This is a genomic window from Paraburkholderia phenoliruptrix, assembly GCF_019511605.1.
Taxonomy (GTDB): domain Bacteria; phylum Pseudomonadota; class Gammaproteobacteria; order Burkholderiales; family Burkholderiaceae; genus Paraburkholderia; species Paraburkholderia phenoliruptrix_A.
Genome location: NZ_JAEUAV010000014.1, coordinates 45,225 through 60,873 on the forward strand (window position 1 = coordinate 45,225; position 15,649 = coordinate 60,873).

Sequence of the window (15,649 nt, forward strand, 5' to 3'; positions counted from 1 at the left end):
CGCGTCGCAGGTCCATCAGATGAGCGGCGCGGCATCGGCGCACTCCGCGCGATGCGATCGTAGCCGGCACGCAGGCAGACAGGCGGGCACGCAGACCGGATGCACGCATGACCGCGGCCCGCTGCCCGCCGCATCGTTCACAGCAAGCTCCCATAATCGATGCACGCACAACCATCCGGCAACGGCGGGACAGTACCGCCGGACGCAGAGCAGAGCCTCGCGCCCGACAGCGCGCCCGCCGCTGCTTCCGAACACGGCCTGCCGACACCGCAACGTTACTGGGCGATGCTCGTCATCGCGCTCGGTCTGACGCTCGCGGTGCTCGACAGCGCCATCGCCAATGTCGCGCTGCCCACCATCGCGCGCAACTTGCAGGCTAGCGCGGCGGGCTCGGTCTGGATCGTCAACGCGTATCAGTTGGCCATCACCATTTCTTTGCTGCCGCTCTCGTCGCTTGGCGATCGCATCGGCTATCGGCGCATCTATCTTGCCGGGCTGATTCTCTTCACGCTGGCCTCGTTCGGCTGCGCGCTGTCCACTTCACTGCCCACGCTTGCGATTGCCCGGGTCGTGCAGGGCTTCGGCGCAGCGGGCGTGATGAGCGTGAACACCGCGCTCGTGCGCATGATCTATCCGCCGGCACAACTCGGACGCGGTGTATCCATCAACGCGATGGTGGTGGCCATTTCATCGGCAGTCGGGCCCACGGTGGCCTCGGGCGTGCTTGCGGTGGCCCCGTGGCCGTGGCTCTTCGCGATCAACGTGCCGATCGGAATTGCGGCGATTGTCGGCGGCTTCAAGGCGTTACCGATGAACCGCGGCCACGAATCCCCATACGACCTGTTGAGCGCAGTAATGAACGCGCTGGTGTTCGGTCTCCTGATTTTCGCCGTCGACGGACTCGGCCACGGCGAGCGGCTCGGCTATGTCGTGGTGGAACTGATCGGCGCAGTGGTGATCGGCTATTTCTTCGTGCGCCGGCAGTTGAGCCGCCCGGCGCCGCTGCTGCCCATCGACTTGCTGAGGATTCCCATCTTCGCCCTGTCTATCGGCACGTCGGTGTGTTCGTTTTGCGCGCAGATGCTGGCGTTCGTGTCGCTGCCTTTCATGCTGCAGGACACACTCGGGTTTTCACAGGTCGACACCGGCCTCCTGATGACGCCGTGGCCCGCCATCATCATTCTCGCCGCGCCGATTGCCGGCGTGCTGTCCGATAAAGTGTCGGCGGGCTGGCTGGGCGGCGTGGGGCTCGCCGCGCTGACGCTCGGGCTGCTGCTGCTCGCCACGCTCGGCGCGCATCCCGACGCAACGCAGATCGCCTGGCGCATGGCGCTGTGCGGGGCGGGCTTCGGCATCTTCCAGTCCCCGAACAATCGCACCATGCTCTCGTCCGCGCCGCGCGAACGAAGCGGCGGCGCGAGCGGCATGCTGGGCACCGCGCGCCTGACCGGCCAGACGCTCGGCGCGGCGCTCGTCGCGCTGATTTTCGGCATCGCGCCGCACAGCGGACCGGTTGTCGCGCTCTACGTGGCGGCGGGGTTTGCCGCGCTGGCGGCGGTGGTCAGCACCCTGCGCGTCATGCAGCGAGCCAACCCGCGCCCGGCCTGAGCTTCGTCAAACCCGACGCGGCGGCCTGACTGCCAGCCACTGTGCCAACCACCCAAATGAAAAGGGCGCGCATCCTGCGATGCACGCCCTTTGCGCCCTTTGCGCCCCTTTACGCATTACGCGCCTTTCGCGCCTGTTGCCGCGTTACTGCTTTCCTGCCTCGCTGCGACGTGACCAGCTCGCGCGGCTTTGCAGAACCGCGCAACCGCCGAACGACCTACGACGACGCCGTCACGTCAGCGAGCTTTACCGCTTTAGCCGCCACCGAAGAAGCCGTCGCCACGTTGCGCAGATCGGCGAGGAACGTATCGCGCCACACCGACAGGTTGTTCTCGCGCATCGGCGTCATCATGTCCGCGTGGCGCGCCTGGCGCTCGGCAAGCGGCATGGAAAGCGCGCGTTCGAGCGCCTCGGCCATTTGCGAGAGATCGAACGGATTGACGACCAGCGCGCCCGGCAGTTGCTCGGCCGCGCCCGCGAACTGTGAGAGCACGAGCACGCCAGGATCGGCCGGGTCCTGCGAGGCCACATACTCCTTGGCGACCAGATTCATGCCGTCGCGCAGCGGCGTCACATAGCCGACCTGCGACTGGCGGAACAGCGCCATCAGCAGATTGCGCTCGTACTTGCGGTTCAGATACTGAATCGGCGTCCAGTCGAGCTGCGCAAAGCGGCCATTGATGCGGCCGGCTTCGCCTTCCAGCGTCTGACGAATCCGTTGATAGGTCTGCACGTCGGAGCGCGTAGGCGGTGCGATCTGCACCAGCGACACGCGCCCATGCCATCCCGGCGCATTCAGCAGCAGACGTTCGAACGCCTGGAAGCGCTCCACCAGTCCCTTCGAATAATCCAGCCGATCCACGCTCATGATCAGCTTGCGACCGCGCATGCCGTCGCGCAGGCTGCGCACCGGCTTGCGGTCGGTGAACTGCTCGGCGGCCTTGGCGATCGCGTCCGGATAGATACCGATCGGATACGCGCCCACCTTGAGGAAGCGGTTATACGCGTGGACCATGCCGTCTTCGCTCGAGGTGCCGTGATGGCCCCGCTCGATGAAATCGACAAACGACTGGCGGTCCGCTTCCGTCTGAAAGCCGATCACGTCGTAGCTGCACATGGCCTTCACGAGTTCTTCGTGCGGCGGAATGGTGCGCAGCACTTCGGGAACCGGAAACGGAATATGCAGGAAGAAGCCTATGGGATTCTTCACGCCCAGGTCGCGCAGGCAGCGCGCGAACGGCAGCAGGTGATAGTCGTGAACCCAGATGATGTCATCGGGCCTCAACAGTTCCTTCAGCTGCTTGGCGAGCGTCGCGTTGACACGCTGATAGCCCGCGTATTCCTGCCGGTCGTAGCGCGACAGGTCGTTGCGGTAGTGGAACGTCGGCCACAGCGTTGCATTCGAAAAACCGCGGTAATACTGGTCGTAATCGCGCTTGGTGAGACCGACGGTCGCATAGGTCACGTTGCCCTGCTTCTCGATCACCGGCGCGGACGGCTCGCTCACCGTCTCCCCGCTCCAGCCGAACCAGACTCCGCCGGTTTCCTTTAACGCGTCCAGCACGCCGATCGCCAGGCCACCCGCTGCGGGCCGCCCTTCCTGGGTCGGCGCGACACGATTCGATACCACGATCAGTCTGCTCATTAGTGCTCCACCTAGTTCGATTATTTCGTTGCTACGGACATGTCCAAGGACGGTTCATGCAAGCACCGTGCCTCTTTTTCGCGCACGCGAAATAAAAATGTATGCAAATGTGACGAACGAGCACAAAGCCGCCGCCCATGAGCGTCGCGAAAAATTTCCTTCCGCTTTTATGACGGAAACGCGCAGATGCGTTCCCGTGCGCAACATGTCTGCTGCGTGTCCGCTACATGTCCGGCGCGGCAAGCGCCTCACGCGTCCTGCTCGGAGCCGAGGTCGCGCTGATAGTCGAGGCCTTCCTGACGCACGCCGCCCTGGTTGTACTCCCCGTCGGGCGGCGCGTCGGGCGCCACGCGGTTCTGCGCGGACGGGTCGTGGTGCGACGCAGGCGAAGCCCGTACGGCTTCCGGGCCGCTGGCGGGCGCGGAAGAAACCGGCAGGACGTTCTTACTGGCGGGACGGCCTTCGCGCTTCGAATGGCGCGCTGAGCGCCGCAGCGCTGGATGTCTCATGATCGATGCCTCCGGACAAAGCCGCGCGCCGCCCGGCAACGGCGGCATCACCAACGGGTAGGAGCGACGCCGGTAGGCGTGCCGGTAAATCATGCGTCGCAGTTGTAACATGTACACAAATTCGTTTCGCGAGGCGAGCGCGCCGCCCGCCCGGAGTCACACGCGCAGAGAGATTGGCGGACGCCGCCTGGCCTGCGGAGTTTGCGTGGGCTGCGGCGGGGGGTCGCCGATGGGCGGCTCGACCGGTTCAATCGGCTGCGGGCTCGGATCGGGCACCGTGTCGGGCTCGCCCGGTGTGGGCGGCTCGATCGGCTCCGGGCGGTGGGCGTGCTTCCAGGGTGACGACGCGGGAGCGGCAGCGTAATGCGGCATGTCAGTGGTCCTCGCTATGCGTTTCCTTTCGGATCAGCAAGGGCTGTGCCGTTTGTGCCGTTTGCAGCCGCGCTCCCGGCCGAAAGACGGCGCGTTGACGCTATGCGTCCGCGCCGCCCAGCGCGCGCGATTCGTCGGCGGAATCGCTTTCTTCGCGTGCGTCGTTACCGTATTCCACGAGACGGTTGTACAGCGTCTTGAGGCTGATGCCGAGGATTTCCGCGGCGCGCGTCTTCACGCCGCCGCATTGTTCGAGCGTCGCGAGAATCAGTTGACGGTCGGCTTCTGCGAGCGAGGTGCCGAACGGAATCGTGATCGCCGTGCCCGCCGCGGGTTTCGACAACGTGATCTGCAACGGCACCGTCGCGGTGCTGTCGGAGTCCCCGCCCGACATGATGTGCGCGCGCTGCACGTAGTTCTTGAGTTCACGCACGTTGCCCGGCCACGGATACGACAGCAGCATCTCCTTCACCGCGGGCGGAAAGTGCTTCTTGGTGCCGTGCCGCTCGTTGAGTTCGTCGAGAAACGCCTGCGCGAGCAGCTCCACGTCCTTGCCGCGGTCGCGCAGCGGCGGCAGGCTGATCGGAAACACATTCAGCCGGTGGTACAGGTCGAGCCGCAGCTTGCCTTCCAGCACCGCCTGCTCCGGGTCGCGATTGGTCGCGGCAATCAGGCGCACGTCGGTTTCGATTTCCTTCGTGGTACCCACCCGCATGAACATGCCGGTTTCCAGCACGCGCAACAGCTTGACCTGCAACTCGATCGGCATTTCGGTGATTTCGTCGAGGAACAGCGTGCCGCCGTTCGCGCGCTCGAAATACCCTTTGTGCTGACGGTCCGCGCCCGTGAACGATCCACGTTCGTGGCCGAACATTTCCGACTCGATCAGGTTCGGCGAGATCGCGCCGCAGTTCACGGCGAGAAACGCGTGCTTGCGACGCAGGCTCAGCTCGTGCAGCGTCTGGGCGGCCACTTCCTTGCCGGTGCCCGATTCGCCGACCAGCATCACCGAGGCCGCCGTCGGCGCGACGCGGCCAATCTGGTCGTACACCTCCTGCATGGCCGGCGAATTGCCGAGCATCAGACCGAAGCGGCCCATGCGGCGCAACTCGCCGCGCAAGGTGCCGATCTCGGCCTTCAGGTCGCCGGCGCGCGGCAGGCGCGAAAGAATCGCCTTCACGCGCTGCATGTTGATCGGCTTCACCAGGTAGTCGGTGGCGCCCATCTTCAGCGCGTTCACCGCCGACTCGACGGTGGCGTGGCCGGTAATCACGATCACTTCCACGCCGGAGCGCGGATCGAGATCTTCGAACAGTTCGACCCCGCTGCCGTCGGGCAGCTTCAGGTCGGTAAAGACAACGTCCGGCACCTGCCGGACCAGTTGAATGCGCGCTTCGCGCAGATCGCCCGCGGTGGCGGTGGTCAGACCGTCTTCCCCGATGATGGCGGAAAGCGCCTCGCGGGTACTTGCGTCGTCATCGACAATCAGTACATGTGGCATCGCGTCTCGAAAGCCTGCAAGCGTGGGAGGAACAGCATGCGGCGCGCATGCTGGAAACGGCGACGACCTCGCGCGGGAGCCGGCATCTACCTCTCAAAAGTGAGCGTACGCCAACTTCAATACAGCGCTTGGTCACCGATTTCATTCAATATTGCAACAATACACGCGAAAATCGCGACGTGATCGGCACTATTGTTGTGTATTTACCTATTATAAGGCTTTATCGAGACAATTTAACAGTCCCGGCAATACGCCGCGGGCCCAATGGGCCGGCGGCGGCGTAATGTCGAAAGCTACCTCAACTGCTATGCGGAAACGGCCAGGCGTCCGGGTGCGCCGAGCCGTTCGGTCCGTGTGCTCCCGGACCGGCGCTGGCCGGCAAGCTCCTGCCTGCCTGCGCCGTCGACGAGGCCGATGGCGTGACGACCGCGCCGCCCTCGTCTTCCCAGCGGTTCAACTCGCGCGCCGTCGCCGGCTGGGCCGCGCGGCTGCGCTGCACGTAGCGCACCGCCAGATAGCCGCCGAGCGCCATGAGCGCACCGAAAATGCCAATTTTGGGTCGAGCCATCATGAACTCCTTTGTTCGTTAAACGCAGAGAAGAAAACCGCTGCGCCGTCGGCCGGACACAACCGTTGCCGGGACGGCGAAGCAGAGGCGCTCAGCGCGCGGTCAGCACGCCCAGCACGAAGCCGACGCCCGCTGCGATGGCGACCGAACTCCACGGGTTCTGCCGCACATAGCGTTCCGTGCTGACGGTCGCGTAGCGGTAGCGGCGCTGCGCATTGTCCTGCGCGTCGCCCAATGCGGATTGCAGCGTCTCGACGTGGCTGCCGAGCTTCTGGCGCAAAGCGCCGACGCCTTCGCCGGGCACATTGGCCGCGAGCCGCAGCATTTCCTCCGAGTCCTTCAGCAGCACGCGCAGATCCTCGACGATCTTCTGGCCGCCGAGTGCAAGCTGTTGCGTCGTGTCAGTCATCTTTCCCTCCTCATCCAGTTTCAGTGCTCGCGTGAGCAGGCCGCGAGTCACCGGCCCAGCGCACACATGTCGCGGGCCAGACGCAAGCCGTGTGCCCGGTAACTCTGGGCGCTGCGGGCACGGCCCGGCCGTGGACCGAGCAGTTTCGACCGACATTTGCCGGCGTTTCCGTCTTTGCTGTCACATAGATTGCAGGAAGCGCCGTCGAAGTGGTTAAATCGACCTTTGTGAGATAGAACTTTTGCTGTCTCGTGTCAGAGGCCTAAGCGCCGCAACAACCCACTCTTTCGGACAGGACTTCCCCGTTTATGGCGTCAATCGATCTGGACTCGCCCACTGTGTCCGCCGGCGGCAGCGCTTCCGCCCAGGCGAAGCAGCGCGTCGCGGACGGCATCGCGGGACTGAAATCGTACGGCCTGCTGTACGGCTCGTCGCCGGTCATGCTCGATCTGTACGAGCAGATCGAGCGGGTCGCGAGCACCGATGCAACCGCGCTGATCATCGGCGAATCGGGCACCGGCAAGGAGCTGATTGCCCGCACGATTCACGATCAAAGCAGCCGCAGGGAGGCGCCCTTCGTCGCCGTGAACTGCGGCGCGATTCCCGACGAACTGATCGAGGCCGAACTGTTCGGCCACGAGAAAGGCAGCTTCACCGGCGCGGTCCAAGGACGCGTCGGCTACTTCGAACATGCAAACGGCGGCACGCTGTTTCTCGACGAAGTCACGGAAATGGCGCCCGTGCGTCAGGTCAAGCTGTTGCGCGCGCTCGAGACGGGCACCTTCTACCGCGTGGGCGGCAACGAACTGATCAGCGGTAACGTGCGCGTGATTGCCGCGACCAATCGCGATCCCGCCGTGGCGGTGAAGGAAAACGGTCTGCGCGAAGACCTCATGTACCGGCTCGCGGTTTTTCCGTTGCGCGCGCCGCCTTTGCGCGAACGCGAGAACGACCGCGAACTGCTCGCGCAGCACTTTCTCGCACAGCTCAACCAGCAGGAAGGCACCCACAAGACCTTCAGCAAACGCTCGATCGAAACGTTGCGCACCTGGTCGTGGCCCGGCAACGTGCGCGAGTTGAAAAACGCCGTGTATCGCGCGTTCATTCTCGCGGAAAAGACGGTCGAGCTGCCGCATCCACATCTCGCGTCGAAGGTCAAACGGCCCGTCACGCAGGGCGACGCCATGAGCGTGTGGATCGGCACGCCCCTCGCCGACGCGCAGAAACAGATCATTCTCGGCACCTTGAAGTACTGCGGCGGCGACAAACGGCGCGCGGCGAAAGCGCTGGGTGTGAGCCTCAAAACGCTCTACAACCGCTTGAGCGCCTACGGCGACGAAGGCACGGAAGAAGATTCCGAACAGTAGACGCCGGACTGCAGAACCTTCCTCTGCGAACAGTTCGCACCACCAATCAAACCGGTCCAGACGCCGAGCAGAAACCGGTTTGACGTGCAGCATCTTTTGCAATTGCTTGCACTTTGCCTCTGCCATTTACAAAACGCATCCTGCAAAATGCAGCAGCCCATTTTTGGCAATGGGAGAACCTGCCGCTGGTTCGGGCCTTGCGCGAACCCCGGCACTTCGCAAGAGCAGAGACAGGCAATGCAAAAGAAATTGGTGTGCGGCGAGTGGCTGGGACCGCGCGGTGAATCCCGCTCCGAACGCGCCGCAGCAGGCGCGCGCCGTCAGGCAACGACTGTTGCCGCGCTGGCGCTAGTGCTCGCGTCGGCGCTCTCTGGCTGCAGTTCCTTCTATTCGGAAGGCGCCACCGCCGGTGCGGGTATCGCCGGCGCCGCGATCGCGGCGAAAGTCACGAGCAATGCGGCGGTTGCAACCGGCATCGGCCTCGGCGCGGTCGCGGCGGCGCGAGCCGGCGTTCAGTACTCGGAGCGCGTGGTCCACAAGAATACACAGGACGGCATAGCGAAAATCGCCGGACCGCTCGAGGTCGGCGCGATCGCCCCGTGGAGCGTCACGCATTCGATGCCGATCGAAGACGACGAGCACGGCCGCGTCACGGTCAGCCGCACGATCAGCGCGGGCGCGCTCGACTGCAAGGAAATCGTCTTCTCGGTCGACCGCATCGCGACCCAGAACGTGCCCGCAAGCAGCGCGTTTTATGTCGCCTCCATTTGCCGCGACGGCGACACGTGGAAGTGGGCGTCGGCCGAGCCCGCCACTGAACGCTGGGGTGCCTTGCAATGACGGCGCGTGCGCTCGCGGTGGCGCGGCCGCTGCATCGCGTGAGCCTGACGGCGTTGGCCGGCGCGCTCTGTATCAGCGCGGGTCTTCTGACCAGTGGGTGTTCGTCGATTGGTGCGGCAAGCGGCGCGGCCGCCGGTGTGGCTTCCGGGCTCGTCACGTCGAATCCGGCGGTGGGCATCGGCGTGGGTATCGCCGTGCAAGCTGCCACGGACGAAGCCGTGGGCCGTTACATGCGCAGCATGCACAGCGACCAGCAGAACCTGATCGCGGCACTGGCCGGCGCAATGCCGGTCGGCGAAACGCGGCCGTGGTCGGTCAAGCATACGCTGCCAATCGAGAACGGCCACGGTCAGGTACGCGTGACCCGTGCGTTCGGTTCCGCGCTCGCGCTGTGCAAGGAATTCGTGTTCTCGGTGCAGGACGGCGACGGCCCGAATGCACGCGAAGACTGGTACACGGCAAGCGCGTGTCAGCAGGACAAAGGCTGGAAATGGGCGTCGGCAGAACCGGCGGTGGAGCGCTGGGGCAATCTGCAATAAGCCGGCGGCGGGGTGTAGCGGCGCACGCCGGAATCAGCCGCTAGTCGGGCTGCAAGTATCGGCAATCGCACGGCAATGAAACAAGGCTATGAAACGGGACTATGAAGCGGTAGTCAGGGCGGCCGCAAGCAGATTTCGCGCGGCCACGCGAAAAACGGCAGGGTCTTCCCTGCCGTTTCTGCTTTAACCGGGCCCCCTACGCTTACTTGCGCGGCCGGCGCTTACGACTCCACGTCTTCGAGACTGAAAATTTCGGTCTGGTCGTTATACGAGAAAATCTCGCCGTAGCGGCCCCAGTTGATGACCGCGTCGAGCGTTTCTTCTGCGGCGCTGTCGGACAGAAAGTCCTCCAGTTCCTGCTCGAAGCGCACGCGCGGCGCGCGGTGCCCAGGCCGCTCGTTCAGTACCTTCTTGATTCGCGCGGCGAGCGGCATGTGGCGCAGCAGATGCTCGGCGAACATCATCTTGCGCTCCTGCGTGCCGAACTCGGCGAACACGCGCGCGGGCGGCGTGAGGAAAATATCGCCTTCGCGCACGTCCGCGAAACCGAGGTGCTGGAGCACTTCGGCCACCGGGAACAGATCGTCCACTTCCAGATGCAGCGAGCGGGCAATTTCCGGCATGTCCGCGCGGCCGTGATACGGCGCGGCGGCGAGCGTCTCGATCAGACCGGCCATCAGGTTGGTCGACACATGCGGCAACCAGCTGTGCAGTTCGAGCCCTTTCCTCGTTTTCTCGTCGGTCTGGCGCGCGGTCATCTTCGCGTAGATTTCGTCGACCAGACGCCGGAACGCCGGGTCGAGACGATTGCGCGGATGCTTGAACGGCACCTTGATCTCCGCAATCACACGGCCCGGATTCGACGACAACACCAGAATCCGGTCGCACATGAACACCGCTTCCTCGATGTTGTGCGTGACAATCAGCACCGCCTTGATCGGCATGCGGCCCTGCGTCCACAGGTCCAGCAGGTCGGTACGCAGCGTTTCGGCGGTCAGCACGTCCAGCGCGGAGAACGGTTCGTCCATCAGCAGCAGCGTGGGATCGACCACCAGCGCGCGCGCAAAGCCGACGCGCTGGCGCATGCCGCCCGACAGCTCGCGCGGATAGGCGTTCTCGAAGCCGTCCAGACCGATCAGGTCGATCGCGGCAAGCGCGCGTTCACGGCGCTCGCGCGCGGCTACGCCTTGCGCCTCGAGCCCCGCTTCCACGTTCTGCAGCACGGTCAGCCACGGGAACAGCGCGAACGTCTGGAACACCATTGCGACGCCCTTTGCGGGACCGTCGAGCGGCTTGCCCATATACGTCACTTCGCCGTCGGTCGGCTCGATCAGACCGGCAATGATGCGCAGCAGCGTCGACTTGCCCGAGCCCGAACGCCCGAGCAGCCCCACTATCTCGCCCTCGCGCAACGACAGGTTCGCGTCGTCGAGAACCAGCAGTTCGCCCTGCGATTTGTTGAAACCGCGGCACACGTCCTTGACGCGCAGTATTTCTTCGCCGAGGCGCGGCGGCTTCGGCGGCGTCTGGATCGGCGCGGCGGTCATGGCTGCTTTAGGATTTTGCATCGCGTTATGCCTTCAATTCTCAGGAAAACGCCGGCGCGCCCGTTCTTCTGCTCGCGCGGGCTCCGGCGCAAAACGGCACGGGCCGGGGCCTCAGTCCAGCCGCAGCCTCGATTCCGCGTACGCGTACATCGGACGCCACAACAGGCGGTTGAACAGCGTCACGAACAGCGACATTACCGCGATCCCTACAATGATCTTCGGATAATCCCCTGCCGCCGTGGACTGCGCGATGTAGGCACCCAAGCCGTGCGCGACCACCTTGGTGTCGCCCCACTGCACGAATTCGGCGACGATGCTCGCGTTCCACGCGCCGCCCGACGCGGTGATCGCACCGGTCACGTAGTACGGGAAGATGCCCGGCAACATGGCCTGACGCCACCATTGCCAGCCGCGGATATGGAAATTCCTGGCCGCTTCGCGATAGTCGTTCGGATACGACGTCGCGCCGGCAATCACGTTGAACAGGATATACCACTGGGTGCCGAGCACGATCAGCGGCGAGAGCCACACGTCCGGATTCAGGTTGAAACGCACGATCGCGATGACGAACACCGGGAACAGCAGATTGGCCGGAAACGCGGCGAGAAACTGCGCGAGCGGCTGGATCTTCTCGGCGAGCGCCGGGCGCAGGCCGATCAGCACGCCGACCGGCACCCAGATCAGCGACGCCAGCGCGATCAGCAGCACCACGCGCAGCAGCGTGATGAGGCCAAGCAGAAACACGTGGCCCACTTCGTCGAGCGACACGCCGGTGCGCACGTAGATGAACACGCGATACACCACATAGACGGTGCCGATCAGCACGAGCGCGCCCCACACGATGTCGCCGACGCGCGAGCTCTTCTGGATCTGCGGAATCTGAAAGCGCGGCCCTTGCAGCGCGGGCATGCGCAACGGCACCCGCGCGGCCCTCGCGAACATCCAGCCAAGCGGCACCAGTAGCCGATGAATCAGCCGCGTGCGGCGAATCAGGTCGAGCAGCCACGACTCGGGCGCGTCGCCGGAACTGGTGTTCTCCATGCGGAACTTGTCGGCCCAGGCCACCAGCGGGCGGAACAGGAACTGGTCGTACGCGAGAATCACGACGGTCATCGCGAGAATCACCCAGCCGATGGCATGCAGGTTCTTCTCGGTGATTGCCTGCGCCAGATAGGCGCCTATGCCCGGCAGCGTGATGGTGCGGTTGCCCACGGTGATCGCCTCCGACGCGACCACGAAGAACCAGCCGCCGGACATCGACATCATCATGTTCCAGATGAGGCCGGGCATCGAGAACGGCACTTCGAGCTTCCAGAAGCGCTGCCACGACGTCAGGTGAAAGCCCCGCGAGACTTCGTCGAGATCGCGCGGCACCGTGCGCAGCGACTGATAGAAGCTGAACGTCATGTTCCAGGCCTGGCTCGTGAAGATCGCGAAGATCGCCGCGAGTTCGGCGCCCAGCACGCGCCCGGGAAACAGCGCGAGAAAGAACGTGACCGTAAAGGAGATGTAGCCGAGTACCGGCACCGACTGCAGGATGTCGAGAATCGGCACCAGTACCAGTCCCGCGCGGCGGCTTTTCGCGGCGAGCGTGCCGTAGACCAGCGTGAAGATCAGCGACGCGACCATGGCCGCGAGCATGCGCAGTGTCGTGCGCATCGCATACTCCGGCAGATTCGCCGGGTCGAGCGAGATCGTCTGGGTTTTCAGCGTGGACATCGGCGCGAGCGTCTCGTGAAAGCCGATCGCCGCCATCGCGATGATGCAGATGATGAGCGGGAACGCAACAAAGTCCCAGCGATTGGGCAGCACCCGCCATGCCGACGCATTGGCGGTGCGCTTCAGGTCGAAGCTGAAGTCCATCAGGCCCACTCCTTGTCTACACAGGCGTTCGAACGCGCGAAGGAGGCGGCAATTGCCGCGCGGCGGTCTGAAGATCGGTCCGGAAAGCGGAAATCAGGCATGGCAAAACGCGTAGGTGCGGTAAATCGTTAGCGTAGGAGACATCGGGACCGGCAATTGAAGCGCCGCGGGACGAGCCGCCCGGGACCTCGTTCGTCAAGCCAGAGTCCTGTCGCCGCAGGCGCCACCCGTAGGCTGGCGAGCTTTCCTTTGTTTTGGACGGCACGACACTACACCATCCTATGTTTCAGGCACAACCATTGATGGCAATTCACCGCCTCTTGCAGCGGCCGGCTGACAACGGGCCCGCAATGACCTGACAGTGGCCTTCCGCCGAACACGGCTCACGATGCCGCAGGCTCGCTATCCTGGCACTGCCCTGCGTTCGCGCCGGCAAGCAGCTTGCGCCCCTACTGCAACGGTGCTGGCCGCCTTGCGCCAGCGGGCGACAACATCAAGAAACCAGCACGGTTGCCGTTAAAAGCCTGATGGGTGCAGCCAATCTGAATTTGATGGCCCAATAACGCTGCCCCCTGGCCCCATGACGGTTAAAATTCTCAAAGATGCACCTGTGCTGGTGGTTTACCCCGGCCCGCTGCGGGGGCTTGCCAGCGTGCGCTGCAATAACAACAGACAACCGAACGGCGCGACCCCGAGCGAAACGCGGGGCGACGTAGCGCCGCGGGGCTGCCACGAATAAGCTAGTTGCATGTCTCAGCCAGACGGATCAGAGGGTCGATGAACAGGACAACCTTGCGCCACGCAACGGGCCCGATCGGCTTCATGCTGATCGTACTGGCTTGCTGGTTCGTGGCCGGCATGGTCGCGGACCGGATGGTACAGCAAGAGCTCGCGGCGGCTTTGCACGCGCAACGTCAGATGGCCGCCTCGATCGTCGACAACATGGCAGAGGTGATCGCAAGCGACCTTGCGATGTCGCGGGCCATTCCCGCCACCTTGGCCGAGATGGACATGATCCAGCACGCGCTGGTGCAATCCCGGAATTATGCCGCGAACGGCGGGGCGACGGAACCCGCGCTGCGCGCCGCGTTGCTGAAAGACCCGCGCCTGAGCCCGGTAAGCACCTTCCTGCACCGCGCTCAAGGCTTCTCCGGACTCGATCAGGTATGGCTCGTGAATGCCAACGGCATCTGCGTGGCCTCGAGCGATGTCGGCAGCGATCCACAGGCGCCGCGCAGCTCCTTCCTGGGCATCGACATGCGCGTGCGCGCCTATCTGGCCAAGGCGCTGCTCGGCGCGTTCTCGGAGACCTATGGCGTGGGGCGCACGACCGGCGAACCGGGCATCTTCATCGCGGTGCCGGTCTACGCCGACGGCGAGCTGGCGGGCGCGGTCGTCGCCAAGGTAGGGATCGCGCGGCTGCGCCACTGGGTCGCGCATGCCGGCACGTTCGTGGCCGACGACAACGGCGTCATCATCATGGCGCACGACAGCAAGCTCGAAGGCCACGCTCTGCCCAATTCACGCATCGCGAAGATGAGCGTCGCCGAGCGCACCGTGACCTATCGCCGCGACGGCTTCCCGGACATCCAGATCCGCGTCGATACCCAGGTGCGCGAACAGGCGCCGTGGGTGTCCGCCGCCACGGCCGGGCAGTTGTTCGGCTCCTCCGGGCAGCCGGGGCCGGCGCTGTATCAGACTCGCAGCGGCCTGAACTCCGGGCTCTCGGCGCATCTCGTGGAACCGCTTTCCGCCTGGCCCGAACTGCTGCGCAACCACAAGCGCGACCATCTGCTGGTGTTCCTGACGCTGGCGGGCACCGTGGCGCTCGCATGGGTGATCACCGTGTCGTATGTGCGCGAGCGGCGCCATCATCGAGCCACGCGCGATCTCGCGGAGCAGTTGCAATCGGCCAATACGCTGCTTTCGGCCGAGGCGCGGCACGACGCGCTGACGGGAGCGCTGTCGCGCCGCTATTTCCTCGACCTGCTGCGTCATGAAATCGACCGCGCGCATCTGGGCAACCAGCCGCTGTGCATGGCGATTGCCGACCTCGATCACTTCAAGCAGATCAACGACCGCTTCGGCCATGCCGCCGGCGACCGCGCGCTCGAACATTTCGTCGACACCTGCCGCGCGGAACTGCGCGGCGCCGACGCGATCGGCCGGCTCGGCGGTGAAGAATTCGGGCTGCTGCTGCCGGCCACCGACCTTGCCGGCGGCCGCGAAGTAGTCGAGCGTCTCCGTTTGCGTCTGAAAGCGGTGCCGTCGTCCAAACTGCCGGCCTCCGTGACGCTGAGCGTGAGCATCGGCATTACCGAGCTTTCCGTCGACGACCTGCCGGAGCGGATCATGAGCCGCGCCGACATGGCGCTCTACGCGGCGAAAACCGGCGGGCGCGACCGCACCGAAGCCCTGCCGCCCGACGACACCGCCCCGCCCGCGCGCACGGTCGCGAACGTCTGGTAGCGAACGCCCCTTCTGACCCAACGCAAGCCACGACTTCGAGCCTTCCCGACGAGACAGGTATGATCGGCACTGACTTCGAGTTGTCGCTACCGCTTTAACGGGAGATTCGCATGAAGGGAAATCTGGTCATTGTGTGCCGCGATCAGGATGCTGACGCGTTCGATCATTTGCTGGCCGAGTACGGCGCGTTTCAGACGCGACTGTCGTCCACCGCGTGGTATCTGAAGCTGGAGGTCGCGCCCGAAGTCATTCAGGAGGAGATCCTTGCGCGCCTCGGCAAATACACGACCCACTATATATTCGAGGCCGAAAGCGTGACGTGGAATACCGTGGATAGCGAAGCGGCAAACGCGCTGAACACGCTGTTCTCCGACTAACGCTGTGTGACCGGAGCGTTCTGCGGCTCAAGCGT

Annotated in this window: 14 protein-coding genes; 6 read left to right on the forward strand and 8 right to left on the reverse strand. The window is 64.6% G+C overall.

The window, feature by feature from the left end; translation table 11 throughout:
• Positions 1-159 precede the first annotated feature (159 nt).
• Positions 160-1,608, forward strand: coding sequence for an MFS transporter (locus JNB89_RS18320; protein ID WP_220363209.1), 1,449 nt, complete (start codon positions 160-162; stop codon positions 1,606-1,608).
• A gap of 217 nt (positions 1,609-1,825) precedes the next feature.
• Here the strand turns inward: JNB89_RS18320 and otsA are convergent, their stop codons facing one another.
• From otsA to JNB89_RS18350, 6 genes are all read right to left on the reverse strand, one after another.
• Positions 1,826-3,253, reverse strand: a complete 1,428-nt coding sequence (otsA, locus tag JNB89_RS18325; protein ID WP_013338561.1) for an alpha,alpha-trehalose-phosphate synthase (UDP-forming) — start codon at positions 3,251-3,253, stop codon at positions 1,826-1,828.
• 248 nt (positions 3,254-3,501) lie between these two features.
• Positions 3,502-3,762, reverse strand: a complete 261-nt coding sequence (locus JNB89_RS18330) for a hypothetical protein (RefSeq protein WP_220363210.1) — start codon at positions 3,760-3,762, stop codon at positions 3,502-3,504.
• Positions 3,763-3,918: 156 nt separating this feature from the next.
• Complete coding sequence (locus JNB89_RS18335; RefSeq protein ID WP_220363211.1) at positions 3,919-4,134, reverse strand: hypothetical protein; 216 nt, start codon at positions 4,132-4,134, stop codon at positions 3,919-3,921.
• 100 nt (positions 4,135-4,234) lie between these two features.
• On the reverse strand, positions 4,235-5,635 hold the full coding sequence (locus JNB89_RS18340) for a sigma-54-dependent transcriptional regulator (protein WP_013338558.1): 1,401 nt from the start codon (positions 5,633-5,635) through the stop codon (positions 4,235-4,237).
• 298 nt (positions 5,636-5,933) lie between these two features.
• Positions 5,934-6,203 carry a hypothetical protein gene (locus tag JNB89_RS18345; RefSeq protein WP_220363212.1) on the reverse strand — a complete coding sequence of 90 codons (270 nt, stop codon included), beginning with the start codon at positions 6,201-6,203 and terminating at the stop codon, positions 5,934-5,936.
• A gap of 91 nt (positions 6,204-6,294) precedes the next feature.
• A complete protein-coding gene (locus JNB89_RS18350) occupies positions 6,295-6,612 on the reverse strand; it encodes a DUF883 family protein (RefSeq protein WP_013338556.1) in 318 nt (105 codons plus the stop codon).
• A 308-nt stretch (positions 6,613-6,920) separates the two neighbouring features.
• Between JNB89_RS18350 and JNB89_RS18355 the strand changes: the two genes are divergently transcribed.
• The 3 genes from JNB89_RS18355 to JNB89_RS18365 all read left to right on the forward strand — a co-directional run bounded on the left by JNB89_RS18355 (position 6,921) and on the right by JNB89_RS18365 (position 9,358).
• Entirely contained in the window at positions 6,921-7,979 is a 1,059-nt protein-coding gene (locus JNB89_RS18355; protein WP_135893253.1) for a sigma-54 interaction domain-containing protein, read from the forward strand.
• 237 nt (positions 7,980-8,216) lie between these two features.
• Positions 8,217-8,819 carry a hypothetical protein gene (locus JNB89_RS18360; protein WP_135893252.1) on the forward strand — a complete coding sequence of 201 codons (603 nt, stop codon included), beginning with the start codon at positions 8,217-8,219 and terminating at the stop codon, positions 8,817-8,819.
• Positions 8,816-9,358 carry a hypothetical protein gene (locus JNB89_RS18365; protein ID WP_135893251.1) on the forward strand — a complete coding sequence of 181 codons (543 nt, stop codon included), beginning with the start codon at positions 8,816-8,818 and terminating at the stop codon, positions 9,356-9,358. Before JNB89_RS18360 ends, JNB89_RS18365 begins: the two co-directional genes overlap by 4 nt.
• A 221-nt stretch (positions 9,359-9,579) precedes the next feature.
• On the opposite strand, the gene JNB89_RS18370 is transcribed toward JNB89_RS18365, so the two are convergent.
• Together JNB89_RS18370 and JNB89_RS18375 are read right to left on the reverse strand one after the other, a co-directional pair.
• Positions 9,580-10,926, reverse strand: coding sequence for an ABC transporter ATP-binding protein (locus tag JNB89_RS18370; protein WP_220363213.1), 1,347 nt, complete (start codon positions 10,924-10,926; stop codon positions 9,580-9,582).
• A gap of 90 nt (positions 10,927-11,016) precedes the next feature.
• Complete coding sequence (locus tag JNB89_RS18375) at positions 11,017-12,768, reverse strand: ABC transporter permease (protein WP_135893250.1); 1,752 nt, start codon at positions 12,766-12,768, stop codon at positions 11,017-11,019.
• A 777-nt stretch (positions 12,769-13,545) separates the two neighbouring features.
• On the opposite strand from JNB89_RS18375, the gene JNB89_RS18380 reads away from it, so the two are divergent.
• Positions 13,546-15,237: a sensor domain-containing diguanylate cyclase gene (locus JNB89_RS18380; protein WP_220363214.1), complete on the forward strand. Its 1,692-nt coding sequence runs from the start codon at positions 13,546-13,548 to the stop codon at positions 15,235-15,237.
• A 110-nt stretch (positions 15,238-15,347) separates the two neighbouring features.
• Positions 15,348-15,614, forward strand: coding sequence for a hypothetical protein (locus JNB89_RS18385; RefSeq protein ID WP_013338549.1), 267 nt, complete (start codon positions 15,348-15,350; stop codon positions 15,612-15,614).
• Positions 15,615-15,649: the final 35 nt, after the last annotated feature.

Bases quoted from the DNA above. Each gene is read 5' to 3' on its own strand.
- JNB89_RS18340 (WP_013338558.1), bottom strand. From the start codon at position 5,635: ATGCCACATGTACTGATTGTCGATGACGACGCAAGTACCCGCGAGGCG.
- JNB89_RS18335 (WP_220363211.1), bottom strand. From the start codon at position 4,134: ATGCCGCATTACGCTGCCGCTCCCGCGTCGTCACCCTGGAAGCACGCC.
- JNB89_RS18330 (WP_220363210.1), bottom strand. From the start codon at position 3,762: ATGAGACATCCAGCGCTGCGGCGCTCAGCGCGCCATTCGAAGCGCGAA.
- JNB89_RS18355 (WP_135893253.1), top strand. From the start codon at position 6,921: ATGGCGTCAATCGATCTGGACTCGCCCACTGTGTCCGCCGGCGGCAGC.
- JNB89_RS18385 (WP_013338549.1), top strand. From the start codon at position 15,348: ATGAAGGGAAATCTGGTCATTGTGTGCCGCGATCAGGATGCTGACGCG.
- JNB89_RS18380 (WP_220363214.1), top strand. From the start codon at position 13,546: ATGAACAGGACAACCTTGCGCCACGCAACGGGCCCGATCGGCTTCATG.
- JNB89_RS18320 (WP_220363209.1), top strand. From the start codon at position 160: ATGCACGCACAACCATCCGGCAACGGCGGGACAGTACCGCCGGACGCA.
- JNB89_RS18375 (WP_135893250.1), bottom strand. From the start codon at position 12,768: ATGGACTTCAGCTTCGACCTGAAGCGCACCGCCAATGCGTCGGCATGG.
- JNB89_RS18345 (WP_220363212.1), bottom strand. From the start codon at position 6,203: ATGGCTCGACCCAAAATTGGCATTTTCGGTGCGCTCATGGCGCTCGGC.
- JNB89_RS18360 (WP_135893252.1), top strand. From the start codon at position 8,217: ATGCAAAAGAAATTGGTGTGCGGCGAGTGGCTGGGACCGCGCGGTGAA.
- JNB89_RS18350 (WP_013338556.1), bottom strand. From the start codon at position 6,612: ATGACTGACACGACGCAACAGCTTGCACTCGGCGGCCAGAAGATCGTC.
- JNB89_RS18365 (WP_135893251.1), top strand. From the start codon at position 8,816: ATGACGGCGCGTGCGCTCGCGGTGGCGCGGCCGCTGCATCGCGTGAGC.
- otsA (WP_013338561.1), bottom strand. From the start codon at position 3,253: ATGAGCAGACTGATCGTGGTATCGAATCGTGTCGCGCCGACCCAGGAA.
- JNB89_RS18370 (WP_220363213.1), bottom strand. From the start codon at position 10,926: ATGCAAAATCCTAAAGCAGCCATGACCGCCGCGCCGATCCAGACGCCG.